The sequence below is a fragment of the Litorimonas taeanensis genome (genome assembly GCF_003634015.1).
Taxonomy (GTDB): Bacteria; Pseudomonadota; Alphaproteobacteria; order Caulobacterales; family Maricaulaceae; genus Litorimonas; species Litorimonas taeanensis.
In genome coordinates, this window is record NZ_RBII01000001.1 from 1233125 (window position 1) to 1252644 (window position 19520).

The window sequence follows — 19520 nt, forward strand, 5'->3', positions numbered from 1 at the left end:
AGACATGAAGCCGTCCTTCGGGGCGGCTTTTTTTATGCCGCAAATCATTCAAATGTTCCCCCCACCGCATTAGGGCGCGGTTTCTAATTTATCTCGCTATCAGACATGTATTATCCATCTTTTAGGGGGACATTATGTCGACCAAGACTCTTGAGAAAAAGCTTAAGCCTCTTACGACGGCGCGCCGCGCCTATATCGGCCTACATGGTTTTGCATATGACCGTGCTAAATTACGAAGCGATCAGGCCAGCACGCTCGTTAAAAACCTATTCGAAACCTGTGTCTCTCATGGAGAAAAAGTCGAAACTCAGTTCAATACTCTGTCTTCCACAGTCAAAACGGATGTCTCTGAAAAACTGAAGTTCAAAATGCCGAAACGCGCTTTTAAGACGTCAAATTCCACTAAAAAAGTCGCTGAACTGGAAGCTAAAATTGAACGCTTAAACGCGCAGATTGATAAATTATCTAAGCCAATGGCCAAAAAAGCTAAGCCTCAAAAAACCCAGCCCGCAAAAGCGGCGGTTACCAAAAATGTTCAAAAGGAAACGCCTGCACCAAAAACCCAGCCTGCCTCAGCCACAGCAGACACTGATAAATACGCCCCTTACCTCGCGGATGTTCAGCGTTTTGACGCCGCAGCGGATATATCTGTTGTGCGTAAAATCGTCATCCATTGCGGTATCGCACTCCGTAATAATGACGGTCGTTTTGTAGCCTGCTCAGACGAGACAGAACGTCACACAGTACGCAATAGTTGGCTCATTAAGAAATTGGGCCTCGAAGATGAAACCGACATCTTAGACGCCAAGGTACAGGCCGTTTGCGAAACAATGAAATCAGACAATAAAAAGAACCGCGTCACGTTTTATTATCTTCTTGCGAAAAATGAAGGGCGATTAGCGTCGCTTTAACGATAGCCTTCCCCCAAATGAAAAGCCCGCCAAATTAGGCGGGCTTTTTTAATTAGAGGCTCGAATAATCTAGCTCTTATATTTTACTGAACACCCATAAGGCGCCGTGTCTGACTCTGCGATAGGTCGACCCGCTTCCATATCTGCAAGAGCCGCCTTGACGTAATTTTTCGCTGTGGCGACTGTTGAATGTTTCGCGCTGCGGTTATCATCAATCGCACCTTGATACACCAAAGTTTGGTCAGCATCGATGATATACATATGCGGCGTTGTTTTGGCGTTGAACGCCTTACCCATTGTACCTTCTGGATCAAGCACAACAGCACTTGGCGCAGCGTCTCTTGTCACAGTCAAATTATTGGCTTCGGCGCCAGATACATGGCCTTGCTTACCGGGCGCGCTAGAAATGACTGAGAGCCAAACTGTGTCGCTATCCGCTGTGGCTTCTTTTTGTATGGCTTGCATATTCCCAGTTTCATAATGTTTTTGAACATAAGGACAGCCATCATTCGTCCATTCTAGGATGACTTTTTTACCTTTATAATCCGATAGATTATGCGTCATGCCGTTAGAATCTGTGACCGTCATGTTGGAAACTGTGGAACCTGTTGCGATTTTGGCGCTCGCTGTCCCGGCAAAACTTAGAGTGCTTGCAATTAGGGCTAGGGATAAAGTGCGTGATAATTTTGTCATTATAATCCTCTTTAGAATGATAAACGAGCGCTGACGCCGATAGCGGGCGCTTGAGTGACAACCCTTTACTGGGCTTCCTCAATTGCAGTCTTTAACACATTATAAGATAACACTTGAGGCAAAACTTCAGCTCTCACGGAATTGTTAGAATCGCTTGAGCCATGGGGCGAAAACATCAGATATAGTGGCACGCCAGCCCGACCATAAGATTCAAGCTCAGCGGCAATCACATCATCCTTGTTTGTCCAATCAGCTATTAAGAAAGCCGTATTGGTTTCTTTGAACAGCGCTTTAGTTTTTTCTTTATCCAGAACCAATTTTTCATTCACTTTGCAGGTCACGCACCATGCCGCGGTGAAATCCACAAAGACGGGGCGACCCTCTGCCCGCAAAGCCTCTACCTTCTCTGGGGACCACGCCTGTTTTTCTAAGACCGTATCCGTATCGCTCTCGGTCGTGAGGGTTAGGCATAAAACGATGGCCGCAAGACACAATATAATCGCCAAACCTTTGGACACGTAATTTTGTACTCGGAATAACCAAAGCGCAAACCCCACCAAAAGCATAGCAATCAAAATAGCTATCATGCCGCCAGATCCTGCCTGCATAGTTAAGACCCAAACAAGCCAAATTGCGGCCGCAAACATTGGAAAGGCAAGAAATTCTTTAAAGCGTACCATCCAAGGCCCAGGTTTCGGCAGCGCTTTTAATAATCCGGGGACATAAGCCATGATTAAAAACGGCAAGGCAAATCCAATGGCCAAGGCCATAAACACCGCAATCGTGACCAAAGCGGGCTGCGCCAAGGCATACCCCACAGCACCGGCCATAAAGGGCGCAGTACAGGGAGTGGCTACAATTACGGCAAGCAACCCAGTGAAGAATGAACCTTTCAGCCCTCCTTTTGCGGCAATTCCAGAACCTGTATTTTGCAGTCTGGCACCGAATTCAAATAGGCCCAATAAATTCAACCCAATTACAAAGAGGAGCAAAGCCAAGAGCGCCACAACGGGCGGTGATTGTAACTGGAAACCCCAACCAATTTCATTTCCGGCGGCTTTCAACCCTAATAGTAAAAGCGTGAGGGCTATAAATGTCGCTATCACGCCAGCTGTATAGGCCCAAGCTTCACGCCGAATGACAGTACGTTCACCATGCGCTGTTTTTGCAATGCTGAGCGCTTTCATAGAAATGATAGGAAAAACACAGGGCATTAGATTTAAGATTAAGCCGCCCAAAAGCGCCGCGAATATTGCTCCAACAAGGCCGATATTGCTCTCTGCCAATTGTCCTTTTGCAGGGCTTAGGCCAACATCCAAATTGTCCCCGACTGTTAAGGCTATCTCAGCCCCGACAGATCGGCCGTTTTGTTCATAAGATAGAACGCCTGATAGTGTATCTGGCAGGCCCTCATCCCACGCATAATCTGATGGGCTCGTTAAAGCGATACCCTTAGTCCCCAGCTCCACTTTTTGCGGCTCTGAATGCATCAGGATTCCCTGATCAAAAGGGAAAAAATATGCGTTAGAAAAATCACCTTCCGGCAACTCTGTTACCGTGATGGTGGCTGTATCATTTGTTTTCGAAACGCCAGCCTTTACCGAAACAGGCTTGGGGGCCTGAGTAATCGCTTCGTTAATGAGCGCTTCCCACAAAACGTCTTTGACGTTTTCACCAATGCGCAAATCAATAGACGCAACGCCATTTTCGGGAATACATACATCTTTACAAACGAGATAATAAAAATCGACTTCAATCGTTTCAACCGTACCTATTGCGGCTGTTTCTGGCACTTTTAAAGTCACAGGAAAGAGCGGCGCGCCCTCAAAACCATAATTGATGATGGGGCCTGTCGGCAGGGTCATTGGCAAGGGCCAAACTATCTCTCCGACCTCCCAGCCCGCGCCTAACACCCAGTCGAGCTGAACGGGCTCACCACTATCGCCGGGATTACGCCAATATGTGTGCCAACCTTTATCTAATACGGTACGCAGAGCCACATGAATGGTCTCCCCTGGGGCCGCACTGTCATGGGAACTAACAAGCGAAGCCACAACTTTACCTGTATCAATCTCAGCGCTTTCCGCTGCATGAGCCGTCAAGGCCGTCAGCGGTAAGATTGAAATTAAAAACGCAAATAGGCTGAGAAGAAAAGCTTTCATATGGGCTCGTACCGCAAATTCATAAAAGGGCCAACAGGCTTTCCCCTGTCCTCACGCAGAGGTGAAGTCGTTTGGTTCGCCGCTTTTATAGATTAAAGATTTAGACAATAAAAAACCCGAATTGTTTCCAATCCGGGTTTAAACTTTAAAACCTCGCTTAACTTAAGCAGAGGCTTCGTCTCTGGAACGACGCAAAGTAATATTCACAAGGCGCTGCCAGTTCCCCAAGGAAACAAGATGGGCATAAGCCACAGCCAAGTAACCACGGTCTGAATATTCTTTGAGTGTTTCAGCAGGCAAATTCTTTAGACGCTCTTCGCTAATGGCAAAGTAATCTGCGATTTTTTGAACAGGAGCTTCTGAACCATCAGGGTTTTGTCCGCGGAAGTTCATTTCTTTTTGCTCAAAAAGGTCTGCTTTTTTGAAATCTTCAATCATGACAGATGTTGCTTGGCGATCACGCTCATAGTTTTGCAGGAACTGGAAGGCTTCTTTTGTGAAAGCTGACGTTTCGTCTTTATCAAAGAAGCTTTGCGTTGGCTTTTTATCTGTGACGCATTCTGCATCTGTATCAACACAAACAACAAAGCGGTCATTGGCTTGGTCAGCCGCCAAAACAAATGGGAAACGGCGTGCAAAAGCTGGCATATAGAAATCTTGGTTATACTGTCCATCCGTCACGAATAGGTTTTCGTTTTGGCGGATACCCATAACGGCCAAAGGCAAACGATTTTCACCTGCAAAGATAATAGGGAATGACGCAGCTGCTGCACCAAATTCTGGAGCCGTCATAGGCAAGAAGTGCTGATCAGCCATAAATTCAAAAGGTTTTGCAACGGGCTTTACGCCAAAACTTTTATGAGCTTCCAAAGATAAAGGTTGCGGGTTTTTGTAAAACATTACGTTACCCGTTACGCCAACGCTGCTATCGGCTTTAGTTTCTGGTTTCTTGGCCATGGTGGTCCTTCCCCAAAGGCGGTGTTAAATTTCGTGTCCTAAATAAGATGTAGCTCCACTAGTCAAGACCAGTAGAGCCAAATTCCATGAAGCCTTTAGACAATTTGATGAATGGGTTCAACACAGGATTGACGCCTTTCACATAAAGTCAAATCAGGCTAAGAGCACCGCATGAGAGACAATATTGATACTGAGAGCCTAAGTGAACGCCTTAGCAGCGCCAGAAACACGGTTACGAGCGCAGGAGAGCGCTTCACCCCTCTGCGAGAACATGTCTTGGAATTGATTATCTCTGATGGCGGGGCCGTGAAAGCCTATGACCTGCTTGACCGATTAAGCCCCCAATTGGGCTCGCCAAAGCCCCCTACAGTATATCGCGCTCTGGACTTCTTATCCAAACACGGCCTCATCCACCGCATAGAAGCCATTAACGCCTTCATAGCCTGTGATCATAAACATGAGGGTCATCTGGCCGAGTTTTTCATATGCGAAGCCTGTCAATCCGTTGAAGAGCGTCATGCGCATGATCATACAAATTGCAAACCAGACGGATTTCACATCAATCGAAGCGTCGTCGAACATTATGGGCAATGCGCCCATTGCGCAGCTTAAGGTCAGATATGCCATTTACATTAACATGGGCGGGTGAGTGTTCAGCATGGGAGTGCGATGAACTGGGCCATCTGAATATGCGGCATTATGTTTATAAAACCGCACAAGCCAGAGCGGGATTGATTATCCGCATGGGCCTTCCTGACGCGTTTAAAAACGATGCAAACAGCACCGTTCGCGTTCGCGACTTTCACATCAAATACCAAGCGGAAGCGCGCCCGGGTGACGCGCTGAAAATTGAAAGCGGACTGATTTCGTTAGATGAAACAACGGCGAAGCTTTGCCATATCATGTATCATTATGACGGACGCATTGCCGCCACAGTCGTCGAGACCGTTGAACATATTTACATCCACGAAATCCGCGCCTTTAATTGGCCCTCGCGCGTAAAAGAAGCGGCTCCTCGATTTTTGGTAGAGTTACCCGCTCCAGCCAAGCCGCGTAATATTGATTTGACGAAAGAGCCTCTCAAGCTCAATTTAGAGGCTTTACTCGATTTAGGGTTATCCGTTGTCGGAGCGGGCGTTTTTGGAGAAGAAGAAGGCAATAATATCGGCCAAATTACGCCGCAGGCTTATTTTGGGCGAACGACGTCCTCAGGCGGATGGTTCCACGATGGTTGGCCCGAATTGCATGATCCAAATTACCGCGAAGCCGGTGGTATGGGCGCCCTACTCGAAGCCAGAGCCGTGTTTCACAGCTTTCCAGAGGTAGGTGATGCTTATGCCTATGTGCCTGCCTTTCTAGGCGCTGATATTTACACACGCGGGATAATGCATAACCTTCTCAACCCTGTGACGGGCGAATGTTACATGACTTCTACGGCTAGAGGCTGTTTGTTCAACACCAAAACTCGGAAATTGGTAAAAACACCACCAGAACAAGTCGAACATCTGAATGAGAATGTCATTCCGCAATTAAAGGGATAAAGATTTTCAAAGGATATGAGCTTTGATTAAACTTTTGCGCGTTTAATCGCGTCCAGCAAAAATGGGCGCGCTATATCTGGCTGATTTAGCGGAAACATATGATTGGTATCCGCAAGACGCTCTACATTCTCTTTACCAATCACGCCGCGCATATGGGCTCGGGTAAACGCTGTACTGGGCGCATCCGAGGTCGCAAACACAACTTTCGTATTATTGAGTGGCAATTGTTTGGCCGCGCCAAATAAATCATGGTCATGAGAGGGGAAGATAGATTGTTCCCACTTTGGATTGCAGGCCAATTTATAGCCATTCTGGGAAGGGATAAAGCCGCCCTCTACATAATCCCTCAGGGTCGCGTCAGGAAACCCTTTAAATATTCCGCGATCTTTATAGCGCCCAAAAGCCTGTTCTAAGCTATCAAATTCAGAGCGGCGACGCCCCGCAGCAACGGCTATCGGCAATTTAGATTTTAGAAAATCCAAGCCGCCCGGCATTTTAAAAACCACACGTAGGAAACTGGATAAAAGCGGCAAGTCAAAACCCACATAGCCCGCCATTTTATCTTTTAAAATCGGTGCGCTGAGCATTGAGACCACAGCCCCAAGGGAGTGGCCCGACAGAATTACCGGCCCTTCAATATAGTTTTGCACGAACTCTACGACATCATCCCGAAAGCCATAAAAGTTGCGAAGACCTTTGGGGTTAATCGGTAATTGGGTCATGCCATGACCGCGCAAATCCAATGAAAGGGCATGCACCCCTAAGGGTTCAAGCAAACCCCGATAAGATTGGGCATTCAGTCCATTTGCATGCAACATGACCAGTTTAACGGGCTGGCTTTCATCCCCAAAATGAAGGGCAGAGAGTGTTCCGCCCTTAATATCATAATTTTCGCGGCGCATGGGGCTTAGACAGCGTGAATTTTCTCTGGGTCAAGATCATCTTCAATGGCTTGATCAAGGATTTGAAACACGGCTTTTCGGGAGCGTAATTTCGTGCCTTTGAACGCCGTCATATTAAGCTGACCAAACATTTGCCCAGCCATTGCTCCGGCCATCGGCATTTGCTCAGCCGGCACAATACGGTCAATAAAGCCTGCATGCACAGCGCCCTTTGGATTGAAAATCTCAGCATTAATAACGCAGCGATTGAAATAGTTTTTCGCAAGGCGATAACGGGCAATTTCAATACCAAAGTTATGCATCGTCATCCCAATGAGGGTTTCATTCAACCCCACCTTATAGTCTCCGTCTGCTATCATACGATAATCACACGCCAATAATAAGAAAGCCCCCATAGCGATAGAGTGCCCCGTAGAAAGGGCGATAACGGGCTTTGGAAAGGCCATTATACGGCGCGCCAATTTTGACCCCTTCGAGGTCAAAATCATGGCTTCTTTTGGCCCTGCTTGCATTTCCTTAAGATTAAATCCGCCAGAAAACATGCCTTCGCGGCCCGTTAAAACAACTATGGCGTCATCAGCTTCGGCCTTATCAAAAGCCTCATTCAATTCCGTAATCATTTGGGTCGACAGGACGTTGGCCTTGCCATCATCCATAGCGATGGTGGCCACATTGCCGTTCAGAGTATAAGTAACAAGATCAGTCATGGCGTTCTTACAAACTCCGCGCAATGAGAAGTTTCATAATCTCATTCGTGCCGCCATAAATACGCTGAACGCGGCTATCGCGATACATACGGCCAATACGGTATTCATTCATAAAGCCATAGCCGCCGTGTAGCTGGAGACAACGGTCAATAACTTCGCACTCTTTATCGGTGACCCAGTATTTCGCCATAGATGCCGTGACTGTGTCGAGCTCTCCGCGGAGATGTTTTTCAGCGCAATCATATGTGAAAGCTTTGGCAATCGTGACAATGGTTTTACATTCAGCCAACTCAAATTGTGTGTTTTGAAAGCTCATGATGGGCTTGCCAAAGGCTTGACGCTCTTTGCAATATTCAATCGTCATTTCCAGAGCAGCTTCCATTTGCGCAACACCTTGAACAGCGATGTTAAGGCGCTCTTGCGGCAATTCTTTCATTAATTGAATAAAGCCATGACCAGTCTCTGGCCCAAGCAAGGCATCGGCTGGTAATTTCATATCGTCGAAGAAAAGCTCGGCCGTGTCTTGGGCATCCATACCCACCTTGTCGAGAATGCGGCCACGACGGAACCCTTCAAGGCCGTCCGTTTCGGCCACGAATAAGGATTTGGACATTTTGCCCTCGCCGCCCGTATCCGCAACAATCACGATAAGGTTAGCCGTCCCGCCATTGGTGATGAAGGTTTTAGAACCATTCAGCACCCAACCATTGCCATCTTTTTTAGCGTTCGTTTTTACGTTTTGAAGGTCTGAACCCGTTCCTGGTTCTGACATGGCAATAGCGCCAACAAGCTCGCCTGATGCCATACGCGGCAACCATTTTTGCTTTTGCTCCTCTGTACCGTAATGCAGGATATATGGCGCAACAATGGCGTTATGGAGAGAGAGGCCAAAACCGTCGACATTGGCTTTGACCAATTCTTCCATGATAATCATCTCATGGCGATAATCTCCACCGCCCCCGCCATATTCTTCAGGGATAGCGCAGTTAAGCAGGCCCATTTCGCCCGCCATATTCCAATATTTACGATCGACTTTCTTGTTCTTACGAAACTCTTCTGAATGGGGCGCCATTTCGCGCGCATAAAATCCGTGAACGGCTTCGCGGAAAATATTGATGTCTTCTTCATCATACCAATCAGGGTTTTTAAAATCTATCGCGGCCATGGGAACTCCAATTTGTTATCGTTAGACGTAAGAGAACCTCGGCCCGGAGACCGAGGTTTATTTTTAATTTATTTAAAATGCCGCTTCATCAAGCGCCATAACAGGGGCTGCGCCCGTTTTAATTTTCGCTAAATGCGCGTCGAGCATAGGCAGCATACGCAACATGAAATAACGCCCCGTAATCAGCTTGTTCGGATAGAAGTCTTCATTCGATCCGTTATCAATTGCAGCTTGGGCCACAACAGCCATTTGCGCCCACATATAGGCCAAAATAGATAGTCCCATCATGTGCATATAGTCCACAGAACCTGCACCCGCATTATTCGGGTCAGACATACCGTTTTGCATCAACCACATAGTCGCTTCGGTGAGTTTTTTCTGTGCGCCAGACAAGCCATCCATAAATTCAGAAAGGCCTTCTGTCTCTTTATTCTCTTTCAAGAACTCAGCGATTTCACTGTTAAGTGTCATCAACGCGCGGCCACCATTACGGGCAAGTTTACGGCCCACAAGGTCAAGCGCCTGAACGCCATTTGCACCTTCATAAATCAACGCGATACGGTTATCGCGAACAAATTGGCTCATGCCCCATTCTTCGATAAATCCATGACCGCCAAAAATTTGCTGGCAGTCAATCGTTGTCTTCATAGACATATCTGTGAGGTAACCTTTTACAACAGGTGTCAAAAGGCCAAGGTAATCGTCACATTTCTCAACTAGTTTTTCATCTGTTGAGTGCTTTTCTACATCCTCTTGTTTTGCGGCCCAATATAAGAGCGCGCGGCCCGCTTCGTTAAAGGCTTTTGTCTCCATTAACATGCGGCGCACATCAGGATGTACAATGATAGGGTCAGCTGGCTTATCAGCCTCTTTTGGGCCCGCAAGAGAGCGGCCTTGCAGACGGTCTTTTGCATAGGCAACTGCATTTTGATAGGCAACCTCTGACTGCCCAACGCCTTGTAAACCAACGCCGATACGGGCTTCGTTCATCATGACGAACATAACGCGAAGACCTTTGTTTTCTTCGCCGATAAGATACCCTTCCGCTTCGTCATAATTCATGACGCAAGTGGAGTTACCGTGGATACCCATTTTCTCTTCGATTGAACCACATGACACAAGGTTACGCTCGCCCGGGTTTCCATTTTCGTCCAATTTGAACTTCGGTACAATAAAGAGTGAAATTCCTTTTGTGCCCGCTGGCGCGCCTTCGATACGCGCTAAAACAAGGTGAATGATATTATCAGACATATCATGTTCACCAGCCGAGATGAAAATCTTCTGACCAGAAATCTTATAGCTACCATCGCCATTTGGAACGGCTTTTGTTTTCAACAGACCCAAATCTGTACCACAATGCGGTTCCGTCAGGTTCATTGTACCTGTCCACTCACCTGCAATCATTTTTGGCAAATAAGTCTGTTTTTGTTCAGGCGATCCCCCTGTGTGAATCGCTTTAATGGCACCGCCCGTTAGGCCAGGATACATCGCAAAAGCCATATTCGCAGATGACCACATTTCAGACGCTGCAATGCCCAACATACCTGGCATGCCTTGGCCGCCATATTCAGGATCAAGGGAAAGCCCCGTCCAACCATTTTCGGTCATTTGCTTAAAGGCATCTTTAAAGCCCGTTGGGGTGGTGACTGAACCATCATCATGGCGCGTACAGCCTTCGTGATCCCCCACAATATTCAGAGGCGCCAAAACTTCTTCGGCAAATTTTGAGGATTGCTCAAGAACAGCATCCGCTAGGTCACGATCGACCTCACTAAAAGCTTCGAATGATTGAAGGTCTTCAAATCCAAGAACTTCATGAAGCAAAAACTGCATGTCGCGAACGGGGGCTTTATAACTAGGCATAACTTTTTCCTTAATAGGGGTTTATTTGGAAATTTCGGGGTTGGAAGGTGCAAAATCGTCGGCTTGGTAGTCAAAGCTGTAGCCTTGACCCTCATCCGAATGGGCAAGGCTCTTTTTAAAGGCGGCCTCATATTTGGCGGCCAAACTTTCTACGCTTGGCTCTTCTTCGGCTGTTTCAAGATGTTCATCAATAATCGCCACAATATCGCGCATATCTTTATTCATAAGCTCAATATCTTCGCGGCGCTTTTCGAGGCTTTCAATAACCGCTTGAAAATTAGCGCGCCGACGGGTCAAAGCCCCCCTATCCGCGACATTTCCTTTGGTTACATCTAACACCGTTTTAATATCATCGAGTGAAAAGCCTAATCGCTTCGCCCGCATAATACGCTCAAATCGCGCACGATCTGCGGGGCTAAAGACACGAACACCCGCCTCACGCTCAGGGCTCAACAGACCCTTATCTTCGTAAAAACGGATTGTCCGAGCCGTCACGTCAAACATCTCTGAAAATTGGCGAATACCCCAACTTTCGACTCGATGTTTATGTGTGGCGACTTCCATGCGGCATTTATAGTTTACGTTAACGTAAACGTCAAGCAAAAACAGTATGAGAGTCCTTATGGCGAAAAACGAATAATTCGTGCGGAAAAGGTTAACGCCTTAACGCGGCGTTAACTACAAATGGCGCAGTTTGTCTCAAAATCGGACCTGATTCTTCGGGAGAGATAGGGTTTGAGAAGACTTATTGGGAAGTCGGGAGTCGCATGAGCCAGTCGCGTAAAACATCCTCAGCGAAAACCAAACCGGCAAGTGCAGCCGAGAGCAAAGCCCTGCCCCAAGAAAGCCCTGCTACTCAAGCGCCTCTAACTGAACCGCGCAACAAGGCGGCCGCTAAAAAAACAACTCTTAAGAAAACGGGCCCTAAGAAGTCTGCGCCGAGCAAGCGTCCGACCCTGACGGAAATGCAAAAGTCGCTCGCCTCGCTTGAAACGCGGATGAAGCGGGCAGATACTCTTACTCGCAAAAGCGTAAAAACGCTTGAAGAGGTCGTCGCCAATCTGGACGCACGTACAAAAAAAGAGAGCGCCAGTCAAAAATCTGCACTCTCACGGCGTGTTGGCCGCTTATCAGAAGAAATGGAACAAAGCCTCGCCACGACGCAGGCCGAAATAAAAGCCACACTAGCATCAGCGTTGAGCCACCCTAACCCCGAAGCCGTACAAACTGCGCTGAATTCAGCAACAACGCGCTTGAATAATTCTGAACGTCATCAAGCCCTCGCCATTGCGAAAATCAACCGTCACTTAGCCAATTTGGCCAAAGCGGTTGAGGATAGAATTTTAAAGGATCAAGTTGCAGCCTCTGAAGCCCTGCGATTGGTTGAGAAACGTCTATCTGAACGCCTTGAAACAATAGAAGCTGACACAACTGAAGCTTTCGGCATGATTGGCGATAAAGTCGCTAGCCTGAGCGAAGAAATCACAAAACGTAATTCTCGTGAAGATGACTTTATTTCGGATATCATTTCCGCCAGAATTTCTGATGCCACGGCCAAGAGTGAAGCCGAGTTCAAGAACAATACACAGTCTCTTGAAATGCGGATCAACCGATTAGAAGCCGCCGGGAAAGAAGCTGCGACCAATTTGGCTCGCACTAAGGCACAAATACAAGATCAAATTCACGCGCAAGCCGAGCAATTTGCCAATACCGCCGCGTCTGACCTCCCTGAAATTCATCTATCTGATGAAATCGCGGCTCTCTCCCAGCAAATTGATACGCTTCAATCACGCCTTGATACAATGGATGCTAATTTTGAAGCGCTTCAAACCCAATCCGAAATCATGGGTCAGGATTTGATGCAAACAAAACAGAGCGTTGAAACGATTGAATCTCGCCCAGCGCCGACACAGCCGGAACCCGTAGGCACAGTAGCGGGCACAGCATATGCGCCAAACAACCCATCCAATATTGTAAACTTCACGCCGCAAACCCCGCCGGCCCCCGCGCCGCAGCCTATTCCTGCCGCGCCATACCCTCATTCAAGTGCAGCCCCTATGGCCGCAGGGCGCTCTCTTGTCGCGGCAACCTTTGCCGACGAAGTGAATGAATACGTTCTTACTGAAACAATTGACGCTCCAATTGAGGCGCAGCCGCAAACAGGCCCTGTGGAATTTGACCCTGCCGCCTATCAGCCTCAAGCGCCGCAGGCATTATATGCTCCGCAAGCACCAGCACAGCCGGCTTTCCTACAAGAACCAGAAACGGCCTATTCAAACCCACTGCCCCATAATAACGGCGTCGTTACGCCTCCGCCTTTTTTAAGCGGTAATGAGGCGGCTCATTTTGCACCCTCCCCTTATGGCGACGTTGCGCAAACAGACGCGCCTCTGAACTATAATGATGTAGAGAACCTACCGGCAGGCGACCCAATGCTGCCTTATGCTGACCCTGCTTATGGCGAAGAGCGTATGGATGAAGTGCGTATTGGCGCAACGCCTACCAAACGGGCACGCAAAGCCAAAAAAGAGAAATCTGGGTCGCTATTATCGTCTGAACTCTTACCCGCTTTAACGGGTCGTAATGTCCGCGTTGCGGCTATGGCAACAGGGGTCACGCTTATTGGTCTTTTTGCTGCGAAAACAATCTTATTTGGCAATAATGACCCGCTCTCAAAAACCGTCACAACGGAACAGCCTCTGCAGAACCCTACACTTGGAGGGTCTCTGACGCAGGATTTAGGTCAAACCAATACTCATCAAACCATAGATTCGTCACTGGCAGAAAATGCAGCGCCGACAATAGGCGTGTATGCGGAAAATCAAGCCCCCAGAATTTCAGCCGCTGAAGCAGGCAGCCTACAAGAAGCCGCCGCCAAGGGTGACGCTATCGCACAATTCCAATTAGGGCTTTCCCAATTAGAACAAAATAATATCGAGGCTGGCGTCAAAAACATCCGCCTTGCGTCGCAAACCTTACCCGCTGCGCAATATCGTCTGGCTAAAATATACGAGGCCGGCGAAGGCGTTGAGAAAAACACAGAACTGGCCAAAGATTTGACGGAGCGTGCTGCACGCGCCGGCAATCGCATCGCCATGCATGATCTTGCCATTTATTACGCTTATGGAAATGGCGGCGTAGAGGTCGACATGACAACTGCGGCAGGATGGTTTGAGAAAGCGGCAGAACGCGGCGTTGTAGATTCACAATTCAACCTCGCCATTTTATATGAAAACGGTCAAGGCGTGAAACCGAATGTGGCTGATGCCTATTTCTGGTATTCGATCGCCGCCTCTCAAGGCGACCAAGCCGCCAAAGCCCGTCTGCAGGCCCTAGACGCCTCTGTGCCCCCTGCTGAACTTGAGGCCGCGAAAATTCGTGTTCAAAACTTTGAGCCCGTCAAAATCAATCAAGCGGCGAATGGTATCTTTAAGAACCTTCCTTGGAATAAAGCGGAGAAAGACCGCCAAGCCGCCGCCAAAGTGGCAGAGCTGAAGCAAGTGCAAACACTCCTGAGCAATATGGGCTTTGAAGTAGGAGCCCCCGACGGCATTATGGGAAGTAAAACACGTCAAGCCATCACTCGGTTTGAACAGGCCAATGGCATGGAAGTCACGGGACAAGTCTCCCCCACTCTTATTGATAAGCTCTCCATCGCCGCTGGCGCGTAAACATTATGCCGGATGTGGAGGTACGCCCTGCGACATCAAAATCAGATGTCGCGGCAGTAAAGGCGTTATTTCTCGACTATTTGCAATTCGTAACGGACTATTTGGGCCAAGATTTATCCTTTCAAGGCACGGAAAAAGAATTCGCTAACTTCCCAACGACCTATACGCGCCTTTTTCTGGCCCGGCACGGCGAAAACGCCGTTGGTGCTGTCGGGTTAAAACTTTTGCGACCAAACCTACTTGAATTAAAACGTCTTTATGTCTCGCCTGAGGGGCGCGGATTAAACCTAGGAAAGCGCCTCAGCCAAGCCGCCATTAATGAAGCGCGTATGCTTGGCTATACAGAGTTATATTTAGATACTGACCCCGGCCTTGCCCATGCCAATGCCATTTATGAAGTCTTGGGATTTCAGGATGTAGAGCAATATTATGAAAACCCGCTTGGTTCTCAGTCACGATATATGCGGCTGGCCTTATAGTCGCTACTCCCCCGCCACAACTCAAAGCCCCCTGTATTAATAGAGTATATGCGCAAATATTGCTTTGCGACAGGGCCTAATATTCCTAGCACAAAACAGAACAAAGAGAAGGAGACCCTATGTTCAGTCACGTTATGATCGGCGCCGAAGATGTGGAAGCGTCAAAAACATTTTACGATGCCGCTCTTGAGACATTAGGCGTTCGCCCTGGACGCGTCGATCCCAAAGGCCGCGCTATGTATATACATGAGGGTAGCGTTTTCATGCTAACCAAGCCAATTGACGGAAACCCTGCCTGCGGCGCAAATGGCGGCACGCTTGGTTTTGCCGCGGCGACCCCAGAAGAAGCAGATGCATTTCACAAAGCCGGTCTAGACCATGGCGGAACCGCTATCGAAGACCCACCCGGCTGGCGCGAAGCCAATGGCATGAGACTTTATCTCGCTTATTTGAGAGACCCTGCAGGCAATAAAGTCTGCGCAATGTGCAGAGGGTAATCGCCGTTTAGCTATTTTCCAAAACACCATTTAATGACGGCTTTTTGCGCATGCATACGGTTTTCAGCTTCGTCCCAAACAACACTTTGTGGCCCTTCGAAAACTTCAGCCGTCATTTCCTGCCCCCGATAGGCAGGCAAGCAATGTAAGAAAGCTGCGTCTGGGGCCGCTGTCTTTAATAACTTTTGGTCAATTTGATAAGGCGGGAATGCTGCCAGACGTTCTTCTTTATCAGTATCCCCCATCGACACCCAACAATCCGTGATAAGAGCGTCTGCGCCTTTCGCCGCTTCGGCAGGGGTCAGGTCTGCGGTAATATTGGCCCCCTTAGCTTTGGCGGCTTCAAGCGTTTGTCCATTTACGCGGTATCCTTCGGGGCTAGAGATACGCAAAGCATAGCCCAATTGCGCTGCGGCGTTAACAAAACTGACCAACACATTATTACCATCTCCAATCCAAGACAGAGTCATCTCTGATAGGTCTTTGCCATGTGTGGCTTTGGCCCGTTCCTCTAATGTCATAAGGTCCGCCATAATTTGGCAAGGGTGATTATAGTCTGTCAGACCATTAATAATCGGCACATCAGAATATGTCGCGAGCTCAGTAAGCGTATCATGGCTATTGGCCCGCAGCATAATACCGTCGACAAAACGTGACAAAACGCGCACTGTATCAGCGGCGCTCTCACCTCGGCCCAATTGCATGTCGCTCGATGTGGCTGTGATAGAGCTGCCGCCCAATTGGCGAATACCCATATCAAAAGAGAACCGGGTACGTGTTGACGATTTTTCAAATATTAGGGCCAATGTATGACCACTCAGAGCCGGATCTTTGTCTAGCGCCCCTTTCGGCTGCCCAAGCCGAGCCGCCTTCATTGCATGCGCATCATCAAGAATCGCGCGCAAATCAGCCTTTGAAAGATCAGAAAGAGAGAGAAAATGTTTGATCATTATGACGACCTAATAACTAAAATTAGTCTTTAACGGTCTTTCGTCACGCTGAAAACCCAATTTTTCGCCCAATTTTTAGACGCTTTTGAAACCCAAACGCCGAGATCAGGCACCGCCTTGCATATCTTCAAGACAGCCATGTTCTAATGCAGGCGAGTTCTTGAAAAACGATAAATCGCAGGACGTTTTCAGCGACACTTAAGATATTCTTGCATAATCCAACCCTCATCACGCGGGAAAATAGGTATAAAATCGCTTAAAACGACAGGATCACGCGTAATTCTTATGCAAAACGCGGTAAATTTTCGTTAAATTAGAAGCAAGCTGTCAGAAGTCCGCGGCCTTTCTCGCTTTTCCTACAAAATTTTAAAATAAGCGCCTAAGCCAAAGTTGTGAGCCAAACATCACTCACAAAAAAACGGCAGGGCTGCCACCCTACCGTTGGGTCTTTAAAACCAAATTCGAAAGGAACGAACATGCTAAAGAAAGACACACTAGAAATGGCCGCAAAATCAAACCGAGTCAAGAAAACCGTTGCTATGGGCCTTATCGCGGCAATGACAACTTTAGCACCAGCGACATCGCATGCCTTAGAAATCGTCACTAGCGAATATAAACTTACATTTAAACGCGCTGAGCTTATGGCTCCTGAAGGTGTCGAGTCTGTTTATTCAAGAATGGAAAAAAAGGCTAAAATGGCGTGTGGTATGGGCCGCTCTATTAATGATGCGGGACAAGAGATTTCACGCGAGGAATGCATTGCCGATATTTTAGAGCAATTTGTAACGACGTCAGAAGTCGAAGACCTCATGACTTATCACGCTGAACAAACAAAAAAGGCGGGATAACCCCGCCTCATTCTCTTAAAGATTGACGATTCTTTATTCGGGAACGAAATCATCCATTTTGCGCGCTTCTTCGAAACAATCGCGCAAAATATCTACCGCTTCACGGACGTGATCTTCGGTAATAATAAGCGGAGGCGCAAGACGGAGCACATTGTCTCCGGCGCTACCGCCTAGCATTCCGCGCTCTAGCATGAGCGCCCGTACTTCAATCGCTGGTTTTTTAAGCTGCATACCACAAAGCAAGCCTTTACCGCGCAATTCTGAAACGACATCAGGAAACTCATCTTTCAATCCCTCAAATTGTTGCTTGAGGAAATTTGAAACACGTACAACTTGATCCAAGAATTCAGGCTTTGAAATCTCATCCCATACAGCGTTACCGACAGCGCAGGCCAATGGGTTACCGCCATATGTCGAACCATGCGTGCCTGGCACCATACAGGCGGCTACGTCTTCACGGGCGATACACGCTCCAAGAGGGAAACCACCGCCCACGCCTTTTGCCACAGCCATAATGTCAGGCTCGGCATCTTCAGCCCATTGATGAGCGAATAACTTACCTGTACGGCCAGCGCCGCATTGGACTTCATCATATATCAGTAGAATGCCTTTTTCGTCGCAAAGCGTACGTAAGGTTCTGAGATATTCTGTAGGGAGCGGACGAAGGCCGCCCTCACCTTGCACGGGCTCAACCAAAATGGCCGCCGTGTTTGGCCCAATCGCCTCAAGCAAAGCCTCGTGATCGCCAAAAGGTAAATTAATAAAGCCCGGCAAAGCAGGACCAAACCCTTTTACATATTTCGGGTTACCTGCAGCATTAATCGTCGCAAAAGTACGGCCGTGGAATGCGCCTTGGAAACCAATAATGTCATAGCGATCTACATCGCCTTTATCATAATGATAGCGGCGCGCCGTTTTCATAGCGCATTCAAGCGCTTCCGCACCCGAATTCGTGAAAAACACTTTGCCTGCAAACGGCAAAGCATCACAATATTTCTTTGCGAGCGTCTTGGCTTCCGTCAGCTGATACATGCCTGAAACATGCCAAACTTTATTCGCTTGCTCAATGAGAGCCGCTTTCGGTACGGGGTGATTGTGTCCCAAGCAATTTACGGAAATACCCGCAATGAAATCGAGGTATTTTTCATCTTTATCCGTGTAAAGATATGCGCCCTCTCCGCGAACAAATTCGATTTGAGGAGGTTTATAAGTATTATAGAGGTGGTCGCCTTCGGCCATGATGTACTCTTATATTAGGATTTTATCCGCCAGCCTGCGCGAAGCACCAACAAAACGGTAATGAACAATACGATATTGATTGCGCTGATAAAGGCAACACCTGTTACGATATTGCTGTCAGCTTCCCCTAAAAATCCGTAACGAAACCCATCAATCAGATAAAAGAGCGGGTTAAACATAATGAGTTTTTGGAACGCTGTCGGTAGAACCTCAATCCGATAAAATGTACCCGACAAAAATGATAAGGGTAAAATAATAAATTGGTTCACGACGGCGAGTTGATCAAATTTCTCTGCCCACATGCCAGATAAAACGCCTACCATGCCAAGCATAAAAGCCGCAGAAACACCAAAAAATAACACAGCCCATATATGTACGGGCATAAGCGGTGCAAAGAAAGACAAAGCGAGCGCCGTTGAGAGAGCCACAACGATACCACGCGTTGCAGCGCCACCGACCCAGCCAATGGCCAGCTCATAATAAGATAAAGGCGTCATAAGCAAATCGCCCATACTGCCCATCATTTTCCCCTGCATTACAGATGACGAACTGTTTGCTGAAGCATTGTTTAAAATACCAAGCATAATGAGGCCCGGCGCAAGGAAAGCAATAAAGGCTTCGGGGTCATCCCGTAAGGCCGCGAACGCCAAGACAAAAACCGTCATATATAATAAGTTAGATATAATCGGCGCCAGAAGCGTCTGCGGGAAAATTCGCATAAACCGCATACACTCTTTTTTATAAAGCGTCCAAAGCCCCATCCAATTGACAAAGCCAAATTTACGAGCGGATGGAGATTGCCCGTCTTGGGCTGTGGAATCATTTATGAGCGTAGACATATCAGACATAAGGGCCCTCTACGCCCCTTTTCTAGTCAGAGCAATTCACGATATGCAATCTGAACCAAGAGGCATTTATCCTCCCCCTCTATCAGA

The 19520-nt window shown here is 47.8% G+C and carries 18 protein-coding genes; 7 read left to right on the forward strand and 11 right to left on the reverse strand.

Going from position 1 to position 19520, the window contains the following annotated elements:
- Positions 1-134 precede the first annotated feature (134 nt).
- Positions 135-911, forward strand: a complete 777-nt coding sequence (locus DES40_RS13350; protein WP_233345446.1) for a DUF2853 family protein — start codon at positions 135-137, stop codon at positions 909-911.
- A gap of 69 nt (positions 912-980) precedes the next feature.
- On the opposite strand, the gene DES40_RS05745 is transcribed toward DES40_RS13350, so the two are convergent.
- The 3 genes from DES40_RS05745 to DES40_RS05755 all read right to left on the reverse strand — a co-directional run bounded on the left by DES40_RS05745 (position 981) and on the right by DES40_RS05755 (position 4723).
- Complete coding sequence (locus DES40_RS05745; protein ID WP_121099564.1) at positions 981-1604, reverse strand: redoxin family protein; 624 nt, start codon at positions 1602-1604, stop codon at positions 981-983.
- A gap of 65 nt (positions 1605-1669) precedes the next feature.
- Complete coding sequence (locus DES40_RS05750; protein ID WP_121099565.1) at positions 1670-3766, reverse strand: protein-disulfide reductase DsbD family protein; 2097 nt, start codon at positions 3764-3766, stop codon at positions 1670-1672.
- A gap of 162 nt (positions 3767-3928) precedes the next feature.
- Positions 3929-4723: a SapC family protein gene (locus tag DES40_RS05755; protein ID WP_121099566.1), complete on the reverse strand. Its 795-nt coding sequence runs from the start codon at positions 4721-4723 to the stop codon at positions 3929-3931.
- Between the two features lie 171 nt (positions 4724-4894).
- Between DES40_RS05755 and DES40_RS05760 the strand changes: the two genes are divergently transcribed.
- Positions 4895-5335, forward strand: coding sequence for a transcriptional repressor (locus DES40_RS05760; RefSeq protein ID WP_121099567.1), 441 nt, complete (start codon positions 4895-4897; stop codon positions 5333-5335).
- Between the two features lie 8 nt (positions 5336-5343).
- Entirely contained in the window at positions 5344-6264 is a 921-nt protein-coding gene (locus DES40_RS05765) for a thioesterase family protein (RefSeq protein WP_170144896.1), read from the forward strand.
- A 26-nt stretch (positions 6265-6290) separates the two neighbouring features.
- On the opposite strand, the gene DES40_RS05770 is transcribed toward DES40_RS05765, so the two are convergent.
- The 5 genes from DES40_RS05770 to DES40_RS05790 form a co-directional block, all read right to left on the reverse strand.
- Positions 6291-7166, reverse strand: coding sequence for an alpha/beta hydrolase (locus DES40_RS05770; RefSeq protein ID WP_121099569.1), 876 nt, complete (start codon positions 7164-7166; stop codon positions 6291-6293).
- Positions 7167-7171: 5 nt separating this feature from the next.
- On the reverse strand, positions 7172-7873 hold the full coding sequence (locus tag DES40_RS05775) for a crotonase/enoyl-CoA hydratase family protein (protein ID WP_121099570.1): 702 nt from the start codon (positions 7871-7873) through the stop codon (positions 7172-7174).
- 7 nt (positions 7874-7880) lie between these two features.
- Entirely contained in the window at positions 7881-9038 is a 1158-nt protein-coding gene (locus DES40_RS05780) for an acyl-CoA dehydrogenase family protein (RefSeq protein WP_121099571.1), read from the reverse strand.
- Between the two features lie 72 nt (positions 9039-9110).
- Complete coding sequence (locus DES40_RS05785) at positions 9111-10901, reverse strand: acyl-CoA dehydrogenase C-terminal domain-containing protein (protein WP_121099572.1); 1791 nt, start codon at positions 10899-10901, stop codon at positions 9111-9113.
- Positions 10902-10922: 21 nt separating this feature from the next.
- Entirely contained in the window at positions 10923-11465 is a 543-nt protein-coding gene (locus DES40_RS05790; protein ID WP_121099573.1) for a MerR family transcriptional regulator, read from the reverse strand.
- Positions 11466-11668: 203 nt separating this feature from the next.
- Here DES40_RS05790 and DES40_RS05795 point away from each other — a divergent pair, with 203 nt between their 5' ends.
- The 3 genes from DES40_RS05795 to DES40_RS05805 all read left to right on the forward strand — a co-directional run bounded on the left by DES40_RS05795 (position 11669) and on the right by DES40_RS05805 (position 15548).
- Positions 11669-14572, forward strand: a complete 2904-nt coding sequence (locus DES40_RS05795) for an SEL1-like repeat protein (protein ID WP_121099574.1) — start codon at positions 11669-11671, stop codon at positions 14570-14572.
- Positions 14573-14577: 5 nt separating this feature from the next.
- The gene (locus DES40_RS05800; RefSeq protein WP_121099575.1) at positions 14578-15051 is read left to right on the forward strand and encodes a GNAT family N-acetyltransferase; all 474 of its coding nucleotides are present in this window, start codon (positions 14578-14580) and stop codon (positions 15049-15051) included.
- 119 nt (positions 15052-15170) lie between these two features.
- Positions 15171-15548 (forward strand): VOC family protein, encoded by a 378-nt coding sequence (locus tag DES40_RS05805; protein ID WP_121099576.1) that lies wholly within the window; start codon positions 15171-15173, stop codon positions 15546-15548.
- Between the two features lie 11 nt (positions 15549-15559).
- Here the strand turns inward: DES40_RS05805 and argF are convergent, their stop codons facing one another.
- Positions 15560-16498, reverse strand: a complete 939-nt coding sequence (argF, locus tag DES40_RS05810) for an ornithine carbamoyltransferase (protein WP_121099577.1) — start codon at positions 16496-16498, stop codon at positions 15560-15562.
- Positions 16499-16974: 476 nt separating this feature from the next.
- Between argF and DES40_RS05815 the strand changes: the two genes are divergently transcribed.
- Positions 16975-17346: a UrcA family protein gene (locus tag DES40_RS05815; protein WP_121099578.1), complete on the forward strand. Its 372-nt coding sequence runs from the start codon at positions 16975-16977 to the stop codon at positions 17344-17346.
- 33 nt (positions 17347-17379) lie between these two features.
- On the opposite strand, the gene DES40_RS05820 is transcribed toward DES40_RS05815, so the two are convergent.
- On the reverse strand, positions 17380-18585 hold the full coding sequence (locus tag DES40_RS05820) for an aspartate aminotransferase family protein (RefSeq protein ID WP_121099579.1): 1206 nt from the start codon (positions 18583-18585) through the stop codon (positions 17380-17382).
- A gap of 14 nt (positions 18586-18599) precedes the next feature.
- Entirely contained in the window at positions 18600-19433 is an 834-nt protein-coding gene (locus tag DES40_RS05825; RefSeq protein WP_121099580.1) for an ABC transporter permease, read from the reverse strand.
- Positions 19434-19520: the final 87 nt, after the last annotated feature.